The organism is Azospirillum sp. TSH100, assembly GCF_004923295.1.
In the GTDB taxonomy this organism is placed as follows: Bacteria; Pseudomonadota; Alphaproteobacteria; order Azospirillales; family Azospirillaceae; genus Azospirillum.
Genome location: NZ_CP039634.1, coordinates 424188 through 438602, shown reverse-complemented (window position 1 = coordinate 438602; position 14415 = coordinate 424188). Strand labels below are relative to the sequence as shown.

At 70.2% G+C, this 14415-nt stretch carries 11 protein-coding genes; 10 read left to right on the top strand and 1 reads right to left on the bottom strand.

The window, feature by feature from the left end; translation table 11 throughout:
* Positions 1-92 precede the first annotated feature (92 nt).
* From E6C72_RS02125 to cowN, 5 genes are all read left to right on the top strand, one after another.
* Positions 93-572 (top strand): cupin domain-containing protein, encoded by a 480-nt coding sequence (locus E6C72_RS02125; RefSeq protein ID WP_109443171.1) that lies wholly within the window; start codon positions 93-95, stop codon positions 570-572.
* Positions 573-648: 76 nt separating this feature from the next.
* A complete protein-coding gene (gene lpxD / locus E6C72_RS02120) occupies positions 649-1806 on the top strand; it encodes a UDP-3-O-(3-hydroxymyristoyl)glucosamine N-acyltransferase (RefSeq protein ID WP_109443170.1) in 1158 nt (385 codons plus the stop codon).
* Positions 1807-1856: 50 nt separating this feature from the next.
* Positions 1857-2633: an RNA methyltransferase gene (locus E6C72_RS02115; RefSeq protein WP_109443169.1), complete on the top strand. Its 777-nt coding sequence runs from the start codon at positions 1857-1859 to the stop codon at positions 2631-2633.
* Between the two features lie 29 nt (positions 2634-2662).
* The gene (locus tag E6C72_RS02110; protein WP_109443168.1) at positions 2663-3394 is read left to right on the top strand and encodes a LytTR family DNA-binding domain-containing protein; all 732 of its coding nucleotides are present in this window, start codon (positions 2663-2665) and stop codon (positions 3392-3394) included.
* 143 nt (positions 3395-3537) lie between these two features.
* Positions 3538-3834 carry a N(2)-fixation sustaining protein CowN gene (gene cowN, locus E6C72_RS02105; RefSeq protein WP_109443167.1) on the top strand — a complete coding sequence of 99 codons (297 nt, stop codon included), beginning with the start codon at positions 3538-3540 and terminating at the stop codon, positions 3832-3834.
* A gap of 4 nt (positions 3835-3838) precedes the next feature.
* Here cowN and E6C72_RS02100 read toward each other — a convergent pair whose 3' ends face one another.
* On the bottom strand, positions 3839-5245 hold the full coding sequence (locus E6C72_RS02100) for a sorbosone dehydrogenase family protein (RefSeq protein WP_109443166.1): 1407 nt from the start codon (positions 5243-5245) through the stop codon (positions 3839-3841).
* Positions 5246-5548: 303 nt separating this feature from the next.
* Between E6C72_RS02100 and E6C72_RS02095 the strand changes: the two genes are divergently transcribed.
* The 5 genes from E6C72_RS02095 (at position 5549) to E6C72_RS02075 (ending at position 14414) form a co-directional block, all read left to right on the top strand.
* The gene (locus E6C72_RS02095; protein ID WP_109443165.1) at positions 5549-9457 is read left to right on the top strand and encodes a response regulator; all 3909 of its coding nucleotides are present in this window, start codon (positions 5549-5551) and stop codon (positions 9455-9457) included.
* Between the two features lie 8 nt (positions 9458-9465).
* Entirely contained in the window at positions 9466-10383 is a 918-nt protein-coding gene (locus E6C72_RS02090) for a diguanylate cyclase domain-containing protein (RefSeq protein ID WP_109443164.1), read from the top strand.
* A 2-nt stretch (positions 10384-10385) separates the two neighbouring features.
* On the top strand, positions 10386-11552 hold the full coding sequence (locus E6C72_RS02085) for a molybdopterin-binding protein (RefSeq protein ID WP_109443281.1): 1167 nt from the start codon (positions 10386-10388) through the stop codon (positions 11550-11552).
* Positions 11553-11576: 24 nt separating this feature from the next.
* Positions 11577-13577: a molybdopterin biosynthesis protein gene (locus E6C72_RS02080; protein WP_109443163.1), complete on the top strand. Its 2001-nt coding sequence runs from the start codon at positions 11577-11579 to the stop codon at positions 13575-13577.
* A gap of 261 nt (positions 13578-13838) precedes the next feature.
* Positions 13839-14414 (top strand): sigma-70 family RNA polymerase sigma factor, encoded by a 576-nt coding sequence (locus tag E6C72_RS02075; protein WP_109443280.1) that lies wholly within the window; start codon positions 13839-13841, stop codon positions 14412-14414.
* The last annotated feature ends 1 nt before the right edge of the window (position 14415 follow it).

Sequence of the window (14415 nt, the reverse complement as noted above, 5' to 3'; positions counted from 1 at the left end):
GAACCTTCGCCGGCATGGGGTGTTGCGCAGGAGCGCCATGGGGCTGTGCCCTTCACGCCCACCGACCCTCCAACATCCCGCCGGGAGAGCCGATGCCGGACCACACCCCCATCCCCATCGACAGCAACCGCATCGCCGACGACGAGGTCGGGAAGCCGGCGGTCTTCGGCGACATCTTGTCCGGCGAGCCGCTGGAGATTCACCGCAACATCTTTGAAGGCGACTACAGCCGCTTCCGGTCGGGGGTGTGGCAATGCACGCCGGGGCTCGTGGCGATGAAGGACTGGCCCTATCACGAGTTCTGCGTCTTGCTGTCGGGCCGGGTCATCATCACCCCCGACGGCGGAAGCCCGCGGGAATACAAGGCGGGTGACGCGCTGGTGCTGCCGATGGGCTTCACCGGCACCTGGGAGATCCTGGAGACGGTGCGGAAATACTATGCGGTCCAGGCGCGCCAGCCGCTGCTGCGCCGGATGAAGGCGCGGGTGAAGGGCTGGCTGCGGCCCGATAAGGCGAATGGGGAGATGGCGAACGGGCAGACGGGCCGTGCGCGGCCCGGCACCGCGTTCTGACACCTCGCCATCCGCCGGACGCCCGTGTTAGGGTCCGCCGCGCCGTCCGTCGGGACGGCCTCCGTGCAAGACTCTGATGCTGGTGCGCTCCATGACCCAGGCCATCACCCAGGCCCCCCGTACCCTCACCGAGATCGCCGAAGCGCTGGGCGCCGCGGTCGAAGGCGACGGCTCCCTCACCATCCGCCGCGCCGTCCATCCGTCGGAAGCGGAGGGGCCGGAGGATCTGGCGCTGGCGATGGACAAGGACCTGCTGGCCCTGCTGCCCGGCAGCAAGGCGATCGCCGCCGTGGTCGCCGAAGGAGTCGAGGTGCCCGACACGGTCAAGGGCCGCATCGTGGTCAAGCGCCCGCGCTACGCCATGGCCGGGATGCTGGATCTGTTCGAGAAGCCGGTCCATGCCGAGCCGGGGGTGTCGCCGCAGGCCTATGTGGCGCCAGACGCGGTGGTGGCGCCCGATGCCTCCATCGCCCCCTTCGCCTATGTCGGTCCGCGTGCCCGCATCGGGGCCGGGGTGGTCATCCTGCCGCATGTCACGGTCGGTGCCGACGCGGTGATCGGCGACGGCAGCCTGCTGCATCCCGGTGCCCGCATCGGCGAGCGGGTGGAGATGGGCGCGCGCTGCATCGTTCATCCCAACGCCGCCATCGGCAATGACGGCTTCAGCTTCGTCACGCCGGAGCCGGGCAGCGTCGAATCGGCCAAGACCACCGGCCGCGTCGTCGGCACCAACGTGCTGATCCGCCGCGTCAACTCCATCGGCACGGTGGTGCTGGGCGACGATGTCGAGGTCGGCGCCGGCGCCACCATCGACCGCGGCACGGTGACGGCAACCCGCATCGGCAACGGCACCAAGATCGACAACCTTGTCCAGATCGGCCACAACGTCCAGGTCGGCACCAACTGCATGCTGTGCGGCCATGTCGGCATCGCCGGCAGCACGGTGATCGGCGACCGCGTGGTTCTCGCCGGCAAGGTCGGCGTCGCAGACCATGTAAAGATCGGCAGCGACGCGGTGGTGGCCGCCAATTCCGGCGTCGGCATGGACATCCCGCCGAAATCGGTGTGGATGGGCTATCCCGCCGTGCCGCGCGCCCGCGCCTTCGAGCAATACAAGGGCCTCGCCCGCCTGAAGCGCCTGTATGCCGACGTTTCCGACCTGAAGAAGCGCCTGACCGCCATCGACGGCGGGCCGGCGAAGGCCGAGGCGGAGCCGGCGGAGCAGCAGGAATAGGCGGCGATCCGGCCGTCTTCGCCCGTCATCGTTCAACCACAATCCTTCCCATGACCTCCGGCCAGAACCCCACCCGTGAATCCATCCTTGGCGGCCCGGCCGTCATCCTGGTGCAGCCGCAGCTCGGCGAGAACATCGGCGCCTGCGCGCGCGCGATGCTGAATTGCGGGCTGACCGACCTGCGGCTCGTCAAGCCGCGGGACGGCTGGCCGAACCCGAAGGCGAATGCCGCCGCCTCGGGCGCCGACCTCGTCATCGACAATGCGAGGATCTTCGAGACGACGGCCGAGGCGGTCGCCGATCTGGAGGCGGTCTATGCCACCACGGTGCGCACCCGCGACATGATCCAGCGCTTCGTCACCCCGCGTGTCGCGGCCGGTGAGATGCGGGAACGCTATGCCGCCGGGCAGAAGGTCGGCGTGATGTTCGGGCCGGAACGCACCGGACTGTTCAACGACGATTTGACCCTCGCCCAGACGCTGGTGACGGTGCCGCTGAACCCGGCCTTCTCCTCGCTCAATCTGGCCCAGGCGGTGCTGTTGATCGGCTATGAATGGTTCCAGGCCGGCGACCGCACGCCCGACCGCTTCCTGCACACCGGACAGACCCGCCCGGCGACGATGGCGGAGCGGGTGAACTTCTTCGAACGGCTGGAAGCGGCGCTGGACCGCACCGGCTTCTTCACCAGCGAGGAAAAGCGCCCTTCGATGGTCCGCACGCTCCGCAACGCCTTCGAGCGGATGGAGATGACCGAGCAGGAGGTCCGCACCCTCCACGGCGTCGTCGCCGCCCTGGTTCAGGGCGACAAGCGGAAAGGCGGGAGCTAAGGCGGGAATTGCCGCTATAGTGGGCGTCCATGGACTATGCGTTGCAGAACATGGACGTCGGGCTGGTGCTGCTGGACAGCGCGCGGCGGGTGCTGGCCCTGAATCCGGCGGCGGTGCGGCTGCTTGGCGAGCGTGCCGCCGGGCTGGTCGGCGCCTATCTGCACGACCTGCACCCGCCCTCGCACCGCGCCAAGGTGGAACTGCTGCTGGCCGCGGCCGGCGAGCCCGCCGCGCCGGCCTCGGCCTGTTCGATGATGGTGGCGCTGCCCGGCCGGGTGCTGGTGGTGAAGGCGACCGCGCTGGCGCCCGCCACGGCGGTGGGGGAGGGGAGTGCCGTCACCGCCCTGATGCTGATGGAGGCGGCGCGGCCTGCGGCGGCCGATGCGCAAATCCCCACATCACCGGTTCCCGCATCGCAGTCACCTGAACCGCTGGTCAAGCTGCCGGTGGAAAAGGGGCAGGGAATCGTGCTGCTCGACCCGGCGGATGCCGTCTATCTCCAGGCCGACGGCCACTACACCACGGTCCACACCGCCGACGGCGCCTTCTTCTGTGGCCTTCCCTTGTCGGAACTGGAGGCGCGGCTCGACGCCCGGTCCTTCGTGCGCACCCATCGCGGCTACATCGTCAACCTGCGCCATGCCCGCGCGGTGGAGCGGCAGGACGGCCGCGCCGCCTTCGTCATGGCCGCCCCCGGCGCCCCCCGCGTGCCGGTCAGCCGCAACCGGGCCGATGCGCTGAAGAAGCGATTGGCGCTGTAACCGCCGCCATTCATGCAGCGATCCCGCCATTCGCGCGGGCGGACTGCCGCTGGTGCAGTGCGGCTTGATGACAGGGGCGCGGACGGAGAGCATCGGCGCAATGTTCCCCCACCTCCGGCAACCGGCAAGAGGAGACCGCCTCCGTGGACAGCATCGACGCGCCCGACCGCTATGTTTCGTTCAAGGGAATCGACTGCGAGGGCAACAGCCGCCGCATCATCGAACGGCTGTACATGCACATCGACGATCCCGCCAAGACAAACGCCTTCTGGGAGCGGTTCCGTGCCAAGCTGGCGGTCGCCGAGGACCCGCTGAAGCGGCAGGCCGACGGGCTGTGCCTGCTCTGCGCCAACATCTATTACATCGCCGACCTGTTCGAGGAACATGACGACGAGGACGGGCTGGCGATGCTGCGTCAGCTGGAGGACGAGTGCTGTTGAGCCGTCACGGCTTTGTCGCCGGCTCTTTCTCGGCGTCCTTGTCCGCCGCGGCGTAAGCGACGCGCCAGATGCTGCCGGAGGCGTCCTCGGCGATCAGCAGGGCGCCGTCGGCGGTCACCGCCAGACCGCTCGGCCGGCCCCAGACCTTCGGGGTCTCGTCGCCCTCCGCGGCGCTTCCCGTTGCGGTCCCGGCGGGGCCGGTCACGCGGAAGCCGGTGACGAAGGTCTCGTAGGTGCCGGTCGGCTTGCTCTTGTCGAAGGGGGCGGTGTCGAAAGGCACGAAGGCGATGGCGTAGCCGGTCGGGCGCGAGCGGTTCCAGGATCCGTGCAGCGAGACGAAGGCGCCCATGCGGTAGCGTTCCGGGAAGTGGGTGGCGTCGCCGAACACCAGCCCGATCGGCGCCGAATGGGCCTGGAACAGCAGGCCCGGCGTCAGTGCCGCCTTGACCAGATCGGGGCGCCGCCCGGCAAGGTCCGGCTGCGGGTTGTCGCCGATGTAGGAATAGGGCCAGCCATAGAAGCCGCCCGGCTTCACCGCCGTCAGGAAATCGGGTACCAGCTGGTCGCCCAGCCCGTCGCGCTCGTTCACCACGGCATAGAGGTCGCCGGTTCCGGGCTTGAAGGCGAGGCCGACCGGGTTGCGCAGGCCGGCGGCATAGGTGCGCTGGCCGCTGCCGTCGCTGCGGAACTCCTGGATGGTGGCGCGCGGTTCCGGCTCCACCCCGATGTTTCCTTCCGATCCGATCCCGACATAGAAATGCCGCCCGTCCGGCGCCACCGCGATGGAGCGCGTGGCATGGCCGCCGCGCTTGCCGAAGGCGCCCTCCGCCGTCAGCCGCCGCCGCTCGCCCGCCTGGACGGTCCCGGCGGTCCAGGGCAGCCGCCACACCCCGGCCAGATCGCCGACCAGCACCGCCCCGTCCTGGAAGGCGAGACCGAAGGGGTGGTCGAAGCCCTCGGCCCAGACCTGCGCCATCTCCGCCCGTCCGTCGCCGTCGGCGTCGCGCAGCAGGGTCAGGGTGCCCGGCCGTTCCCGCGCCACCAGCACGTCGCCGTTGGGCAGGACCAGCAGGTTGCGCGCATTCTCCACATGGTCGCGGAACAGGGTGACGGTGAAGCCGCGCGGGGCGCGCAGGGGCTGGTCGCCGGGGCGCGGCACCAGCACCGCCTCGTTGGCGACGGCGGGGGTGGCGTAGGGCTTCGGCAAGGTCTCGATCCGCACATGGACCTCGGCGCCGACCGTCTGCATCGGGTCGGACCGCACCGGGCCAGTCAGCGCCGCCTGGGCCAGGGCCGATCGGGGCAGGACCAGTTGGGACAGAACCAGCTGGGACTGGGCGGCGCCGACGGTCAGCACCAGCAGTTTGGCGAGCCGGGCAGGTTTGTGCGACAGGAGGCGGCGGTCGGCCATCGGACGGGCGCTTTCACGGGCGGGGGCGAGGGAGGCGGGTACGGAGCGCGCATGACAGATATTGGACGTGAATATGGGGACGATGCCGCAGCCGGGGGACAAAGGCAGGCGGGGCAAGGGGGGCTGTACCGTAGGGGTTCCCCGCAAGTGCCGGGCGTCGCGAACATCGCTCTTGCGCATATCAAGTTGCTTGCGGTCGCTACCGGCGGGAGCCCATACTCCGACCGATCTAGGCGGAAGGGCCGCCGGGTGTCGCCGGCTGCCGGCGGCGGTTGATGGCGGCAGTGCGGCGACAACTCGGCAATGATGGACAGACACCCGATCGACGCAGCGGCCCTGACGCTCTCGCCCACGCGCACCCGCCTGCTGTTGGCTGCAGCCTTTGCCCTGATCGCTCTGCTCGGCGCCGGATTCTGGGGCTATGTCGTCTGGGCCGACCGGGAAGAGACGCTGCGCCACGGCCGGGAACAGGCGCAGTCCACCGCCCGCCTGCTGCAGGAGCATGTGCGGCGGACGGTGGCGACCGCCGACCTTGCCATCAACCGGGCGCAGGATCTCATCCGCCATTACGGCATGCCCGGCCTGGCCACCAACCGCGATGCCTGGATCACCATCCGTGACATGGTGGAAAGTCTGCCGGAGATCGCGGCGCTGTGGGTTGATGGTCCGGCCGGCGACGCCGTGCTGACCAGCCGGCAGTTCCCGACCCCCCGGGTCACCGCCGCGGACCGCAGCTTTTTCAAGGTGCATCTTGACGGTACCGAATTCCATGTCGGCGAGCGCATCACCGGCAGGGTCACGGGAACGGAATTCTTCACCGTCAGCCGCTCAATCATGCTGGAAGGCCGCTTCCAGGGCGTCGTCCATGCCAATGTCGATCTCGACTATTACAGGCAGCTGTACGATGGCCTGGATCTCGGGGGTGGTTCGGCGATTGCGGTTTACCGCAGCGACGGAAAGCCCGTGCTGCGTTTCCCCGCCAGCGAGCCGCTGGACGGTCCCGACGGGGCGGACGTGCTGCGTCATGCGGCTGAAGCCGCGACCGAAACCTTCCTGGCCGATGGACCGGTCCCGGGCGAGAAGCGCATCCTGTCCTACCAGAGGGTGCCGACGCTGCCGCTGGTCGTCTTCGTCGCCCTGTCTGAGCGGACGGAGCTGGCCGCCTGGCGGGAACGCACGATCCGTGGCAGCATCCTGGTCGGGCTGGCGGTTCTGGCCTGCGCCGGACTGGCCTATGCGGCGCTGCGCAGCCTTGAGCGCGAGGTGGCAGGCCGTCGCCGGCTGGCCGACACCAATGCCGAACTCGACACCAAGAAACGCGAGCTTGAAACGGCCAACGAGGCTTTCGCCAGCGCCAATCGCCGGCTGAACCTGATCCTGCATTCGGCATCCGACAGCATCTGCGGCGTCGACCGCGACGGGCTGATCACCTTCGCCAACCCGGCGACCTCGGCGCTGACCGGCTATTCCAACGAGCAGTTGCTGGGCGGCAACCTGCATGCGCTGATCCATTCCCGCCGGCCCGACGGCAGCCATTTCCCGGCGCTGGAATGCCCGGTGACGGAGGTGCTGCTGAGCGGCGAGAGCCGGCGCGGGCTGGAGGACACCTACTGGAACAAGGCGGGGAAGCCGTTCCTGGTCGAATACACGGCCTCGCCCATGCTGGCCGACGGCAAGGTCGAGGGCGCCGTGCTGGTCTTCCACGAGATCGCGGAACGCAAGCGGGCGGAGGCGGCGATGCAGCGCGCCCGGTTGGCGGCGGAGGCGGCGAGCCGGGCCAAAAGCGAATTCCTGGCCAATATGAGCCACGAGATCCGGACGCCGATGAACGCGATCCTCGGGCTGATCCATCTGCTGCAACAGACCGACCTGACCGACCGGCAGGCGGACTATGTGCAGAAGGTGCGGGTTTCGGCGCAGTCGCTGCTCGGCATTCTGAACGACATCCTCGACTTCTCCAAGGTGGAGGCCGGCAAGCTGGAGCTGGAGCGGGTCGATTTCCGGCTGGACGACCTGTTGCAGACGCTGGCGGTGATCGTCGGGTCGGCGGCGCAGGAAAAGGACATCGACGTCCTGTTCTCCGTCGCGCCGGATGTGCCGCTGGATCTGATCGGCGATCCGCTGCGCCTGCAGCAGGTCCTGATCAATCTGGCCGGCAACGCCATCAAATTCACCGAGGCCGGCGAGGTGGTGGTGTCGGTCGGGGTGCGGTCGCTGAGCGCCGGGGGCGCCGTGCTCGACTTCGCCGTGCGCGACACCGGCATCGGCATCCCGCCGGAACAGCGCGACCGGATTTTCCAGGCCTTCAGCCAGGGCGACAGCTCCACCACCCGGCGGTTCGGCGGCACCGGGCTCGGGCTGGCGATCTGCGCCCGGCTGGTCCGGCTGATGAATGGCACCATGGAGGTGGACAGCGACCCGGGCAAGGGCAGCGTCTTCCGCTTCCAGGCGGAGTTCGGCCGCCATCCCGCCGCGGCCGGCAGGCAATCCGGCGGAGAAGCGGGTACCGGCTGGCCCGGCTCCCGGCTGCGGCCGGTGCCGCGCGACCTCAAGGTGCTGGTGGTTGACGACAATCCGACCGCGCGCGAGGTGCTGGGCGCGATCGTCACCGCCTTCGGCTGGACCGTCACCGCCTGCGCCGACGGGCGGAGCGCCATCGCCGAGCTGGAACGTGCCGCCACCGCCGGCCATGCCTATGACGTGGTGCTGATGGACTGGAAGATGCCGGGGATGGACGGCATCGAGGCGGCGCGCCGCATCCGTGCCGATGCCCGTGCCGGCACCCCGATGATCATCGTCATCAGCGGCTATGGCCGCGATCGGGTGGGCGCCCGCTTCGAGGAGGACGGGATTTCGGGCTTCCTGATGAAGCCGGTCACCGCCTCGACCCTGCTCGACGCCGTCACCATCGCCTATGCGAAAGACAGGTTCGGCGGCGCCGGATTTGATGGGGCCGGCCATGGGGGATCCGGCCCGGACGCCGTGAATCCTCTTGCCGTGTATCCTCTGCCATCTCCGGTTCCCGCGCCGGCCGGCGGCCTGAGCGGACCCGCCTGGGACGTCAGCCGGGCGTTGCATGGCCGCCGGCTGTTGCTGGCCGACGACAATGCCATCAGCCGGCAGGTCGCCTGCGAAATCCTGGAACGGGCCGGCGCGTCGGTCACCGCGGCAACGACGGGGCGGCAGGCGGTGGAGTGCGTGCGCGTGGCCGACCGGCCGTTCGACGCCGTGCTGCTCGACCTGCATATGCCGGACATGGACGGCTTCGCCGCGACCGCCGCGATCCGTGCGTTGCCGGGTGCAAGGCGGCTGCCGATCATCGCCATGACCGCGAGTGCCCTGCCGGAGGACCGCCAGCGCTGCCTTGACAACGGAATGGACGATCATGTGCCGAAGCCGCTCGACCTGCCGCGGCTGTTCGCCACGCTGGCCCGCTGGATCGGTCCGCCGCTGGTGGCGGTTCGCCCCTGCGCACCCTGCGGCGCCGGGCCCATCCCGCCGCAGGGCGAAGCCATGCTGACGGCCGCTGCTCCGCTGCTGCCGCTCAGCCGGCCGGCTGGTCCATCCGACGATCTGCCCCATCATCTGCCGGGCATCGACCTTGCCGACGCGCTCAACCGGCTGGACGGCGATGCCGGCCTGTTCCGCCGCTTCATCGGCCAGTTCGCCGACGGCTATGGCGACATCGTCGAACGGATCGCCGACGCGTTGGAGGGCAACGATCTGGTGACAGCCAAGTCCATCGCGCATGAGCTGAAAAGCGTCGCCGGCAATGTCGGCGCGCGCCGCCTGTCGGCCGCCGCCGACGCGGTGCAGATCGCCGCCTATCGTGGCGACGTGGCGGCGGCGGCGGCCGAGGTGCCGGTGCTGCGCTCCGAACTGGCGCAGGTGCTGGACAGTGCGCAGCGGCTGCGGGCCAACACCGCGGGCAGGGCGGCGGGAGCGGCGGATGAGGCGGCGACCTCCGGCCCTTCGGCGGAGAGCCGGGCGGCGCTGGCCGACCGCCTGCCGCAATTCGCGACCTTGTTGCACGAGAGCAACTTCGCAGCGGCGGAAGAGTTCGCTATGCTGGCGCCGTTGCTGGCGGACTGGATCGAGCCTTCGACGATGAAGGGGCTGTCCGCCGCCATCGATGGTCTGGACTTCACCAAGGCGCTGGGGATCGTGCGGCGGATCGCACGCGACCTCGGCCTTACGTTACCGACGGTCTGAACGCGCCCATGGCCGACCCCCGCCCGAAAATCCTGGTGGTGGACGATATCCCGTCCAACGTCCATGTGCTGAGCCGCATCCTGAAGGACGATTACGACATCTATTTCGCCACCGACGGCGAAAAGGCGATGGATCTGGTCCAGGCGCGGATGCCCGACCTCGTCCTGCTGGACATCATGATGCCGGGAATGGACGGGTACGAAGTCTGCCGCCGCATCAAGTCCGACCCCGCCACCCACGATATCCCCGTCATCTTCATCTCCGCCAAGAGCGAGGTGGAGGACGAGACCCGCGGGCTGGAGGTCGGCGCCATCGACTTCATCACCAAGCCGATCAGCCCGCCCATCGTCAAGGCGCGGGTGCGCAACCATCTGCTGCTGAAACGGCAGACCGACCTGCTGCGCAGCCTGTCCTTCCTCGACGGGCTGACCGGGATCGCCAACCGCCGCCGCTTCGACGACACGATGACGCGGGAGTGGCGGCGTTGCGCCCGGTCGCATCTGCCTCTGTCGCTGGTCATCCTCGATGTCGACCATTTCAAGGCCTACAACGACCATTACGGTCATCAGGCCGGCGACGAATGCCTGCGCGTGGTGGCCGAGGTGTTGTCGGATCGCGCAAGGCGGCCGAGCGACCTCGTCGCCCGCTATGGCGGCGAGGAATTCGTCTGCCTGCTGCCGGAGACCGATGGGCCCGGCGCCACCCGCGTCGCGGAAGGCTTCCGGGCCGGCGTCGCCGACCGCGGGATCCCGCACGCCCAGTCGCCGGTCGCCCCCCATGTCACCATCAGCCTTGGCGTCGCCACCGTGATCCCGTCGTCCGAGGGCAGCCCCGACCAGTTGGCGGAGATGGCCGACCAGCTGCTTTACCGAGCCAAGCGCGGCGGCCGCAACCGCGTGCAGGACGCCACGGTGCCGGCGCTGTGACCGTGCGGGAGCCCGCTTCGCCTCTGCATGATGTCCGCGGCCGCGGCTTTGCCCGCCGGTCGCCGTTGACCGAGGGCTGGGCCTGGATCGACGACCGGGTCGCCGCACCCGCCGTAAGGCTTTTGCCGCTGTCGGACTGTGCCGGGTTGCGGCTGGCCGACGCGGTCGCGGCGGTCGGTGATTGGCCGCCGGCCGACCGTGCCGCACTTGACGGTTATGCCGTGGCGGCGGCCGATACGCTGGGTGCCGGCTCCTACAATCCGGTTCCCCTGACCGCGGCGGTGGCGGTGAGCGCCGGCGATGCGCTGCCGCCGGGCTGCGACGCGGTGATCCCCTATGAGGCGGCGCAGGCCGTCGGTCCCTTCATAGAGGCCATCGACGCGGTGGCGCCCGGCAGCGGGGTGGAGCGGCGGGGGGCCTGGACCGCAGCCGGACGTCCGCTTCTGCCGGCCGGGCGGCGCCTGCGTCCCGCCGATCTCGGCCTGCTCGCCGCCGCCGGCCATGACGCCGTGCCGGTCCTTCCGGCGCCGCGGGTGCGCATTCTGCTGGCCGGCGGCCCGAAGGCCGGCGCGCCGGAGCAGCTCGGCGCCATGCTGGCGGCGCTGGTCCGGCGTGACGGTGGCGTGGTTGCGGCGGTCGAGACGCCGGCGGCCGGGATCGACGTTCTCGCCGAGGCCCTTGTTCGGCCCGGCGCCGATCTGATCCTGTCCGCCGGGCGCACCGGCGCCGGCCCGGACGATGTGGCGCCGCCCGCCCTGGCGCGGGCCGGCAGCCTCGACCTGCATGGCATCGCGATGCGGCCGGGCGGCAGCGCCGGGGCGGGCCTCGCCGGCGGCATTCCGGTCCTGCTGCTGCCGGGCGAGCCGATGGCGGTGCTGGCGGCGTACGAACTGCTGGCCGGGCGCGCGGTGCGGCGTGCTGCCGGCTTGCCGGCCGGTCTGCCCCATGCGACCGTCCAGGCGGTGACGGCGCGCAAGCTGGTGTCGGAGATCGGCTGTCTCGACCTGCACCGGGTCCGGCTGGATGAGGACGGCAGGGTGGAGCCGGTGGCCTCGCCCGGCTGGCCGGGGCTGGCGGCGGCGGCGCGGGCCGACGGCTTCGTCCTGATCGGGGCGGACAGCGAAGGCGTGCCGGACGGCGTACCCGTCACCATGTACAGGTTCGACTGATCCTATTCAGCAAGGGTTTGCCGCGTGCACAGCTCCGACCGCAGCCGAGAGGACATCCGCCGTTTCGTCGCCCAGGCCGCCCGCCAGGACCAGTTCCTGGAGGTGGTCAGCGGCGAGGAGGCGCGGGCCCGCTTCCACCGCCATCTCGACCTCTCTCCACGGGGGGAGGAGCGGGTGCCGCTGTCGGCCGCGCTCGGCCGCGTGCTGTCCGCCGACGTGGTGGCGGAGGTGGATGTGCCGGGCTTCGACCGCTCGGTGGTCGATGGTTTCGCTGTGCGCGCCGCCGACACGGGTGGCGCCGCGGAGGACGGGCCGGTTGCCCTGCGCCTGAACGACGAGGTGCTGACCGCCGGCCATGCCCCTGAACTGACGGTGGAGCCCGGCACCGCCACGGTGATCGCCACCGGCGGCATGCTGCCGCGCGGCGCCGACGCCGTGGTGATGGTGGAGACGACCGAGGCGGTGGAGCGGCCTGACGGCCTGTTCGTCATGCTGACCCGTCCGGCCACGCCCGGCGCCTTCGTCGCCGCCGCCGGCTCCGACATCGGCCGGGGTGAGGTGGTGCTGCGCCGGGGCCAGGCCCTGACCTCGCGTGAGATCGGCGTGCTCGCCGCCATCGGGCTGGCCGAGGTGCCGGTGGTGCGCCGGCCACGCATCGCCATCCTGTCCACCGGCGACGAGATCGTGGCGCCGGGCCAGCCGATCCGCACCGGGGCGGTCTATGACAGCAACGGCGCCATCCTGGCCGCCGCGGTGTCCGAACTGGGCGGCGAGCCGGTGGCCCTGGGCATCGCCCCGGACGAGGACGATGCGCTGGAACGGCTGGTCGCCCAGGGGTTGGAGTGCGATGCGCTGCTGCTGTCGGGCGGCACTTCGAAGGGGGCGGGCGACCGCTCCCACCGCATCGTGGCGCAGCTGTCCGATCCCGGCATCGTCGCCCATGGCGTGGCGCTGAAGCCGGGCAAGCCGCTGTGTCTCGCGGTGACCGGCGGCAAGCCGGTGGTGATCCTGCCGGGCTTCCCGACCTCGGCCATGTTCACCTTCCACAGCTTCGTCGCCCCGGTGATCCGCGCCATGGCCGGCCTGCCGCCGGCGCTGGCGGAGGAGGTGGCGGCCACCCTGCCGGTGCGGCTGGGGTCGGAGCGCGGGCGCACCGAATATGTCATGGTCTCGCTGGTCCATGGTGCCGGTGGGGGTGCCGGTGGGGGCGCCAACGAGGACGAACTGGTCGCCTATCCGCTGTCCAAGGGATCGGGTGCCGTCACCGCCTTCAGCCATGCCGACGGCTTCCTCGCCATCGACGCCCAGGCCGAGGCGGTGGAGGCCGGCACGCCAGTGTCGGTCCAGCTGCTCGGCCGTTCGCTGACGCCCGCCGACCTGATCGTGGTGGGTAGCCAATGCATCGGCCTGAACGCCGTGCTCGGCCGCCTGATCGGCGACGGGATGACGGTCAAGGCGCTGAATGTCGGCTCGATGGGTGGGCTGGCGGCGGCGCGGCGCGGGGAGTGCGACATCGCCCCCGTCCACCTGATGGACCCCGCCACCGGCATCTACAACACGCCCTTCCTGGCGCCGGGACTGGAGCTTGTCACCGGCTACCGCCGCATGCAGGGCATCGTCTTCCGCCGCGGCGACCCGCGCTTCGAGGGCAGGACGGCGGAAGAGGCGGTCGGCGCGGTCGCCGGTGAGGCCGACTGCATCCTGATCAACCGCAATGCCGGCAGCGGCACCAGGATCCTGACCGACCGGCTGCTCGGGGCGGCGCGGCCGACCGGATACTGGACGCAGGCCAAGTCGCACAATGCCGTCGCCGTCGCGGTGGCGCAGAACCGCGCCGACTGGGGCGTCGCCATCGAAACCGCGGCGAACCTCTATGGGCTTGGCTTCCTGCCGTTGCAGGAGGAGCATTACGACTTCGTCATTCCCGCCGCCCGGCGCGACCGTCCGGCCGTCCGCCGCTTCGTCGAGGCGCTGGAGATGCCGGAGGTGGCGGAAGCCCTGCGCTCCATGGGGTTCATCCGATAGCGCCACACCCAATCCTCCGGCAAGCCCCGACAAAATGCCGCGGGCCCGGTTTTTTCGTGATCCAACGGCCGGGCGGTTGCGTATCGGGGATCACGATGCGACATACAGCCCGGCGTGAAGGCCGGAGGCGTGCAGGACACGGTGTAGATCAGGGTGCAGGATTGACGCAGGGGCCTTGAAAAAGGGGATGCTGCCGCGAAATCCGGGACTGGGTGCCATCCCCGGCTTGTGCGACGGCCGATGTTCCCCTTGAATGGGCCGATGCAGGACCAGCACACCCCCGCGGCCGATATGGCCCCCAGCCTGGAAGACCTGCTCGTCGCCGTTGGGCGCGAGCGGGATAAACAGGCGTTCGGGATACTGTTCGGCCACTTCGCGCCGCGGCTGAAGACGTATCTGCGCCGGTTGGGATGCGACTCCGGTGCGGCGGAAGAGCTTGCTCAGGAGGTCATGCTGTTGGTCTGGCGTCGTGCCGAAACCTATGATCCGATCCACGCCTCGGCCGGAACCTGGGTGTTCACCATCGCCCGCAACAAGCGAATCGATGTGTTGCGCCGCGAACAGCGTCCGGAGATCGACCCCGACGATCCCGCCCTGGTGCCGGAACCCGACGAGGCCGCCGACCGCCGAATCGAGGCGAAGGAGAGCAGCGGTCGCCTGCGGGCGGCGCTGAAGGATTTGCCGCCGGAACAGGCCGAGCTTCTTCGCATGGCCTATTTCGAGGACAAGCCGCACAGCGTCATTTCCGCTGAGCACGGCATCCCGCTCGGCACCGTCAAATCGCGCCTGCGTCTGGCGATGGAACGCCTGCGCCGGTCGCTGAAGGATATCGGATGAG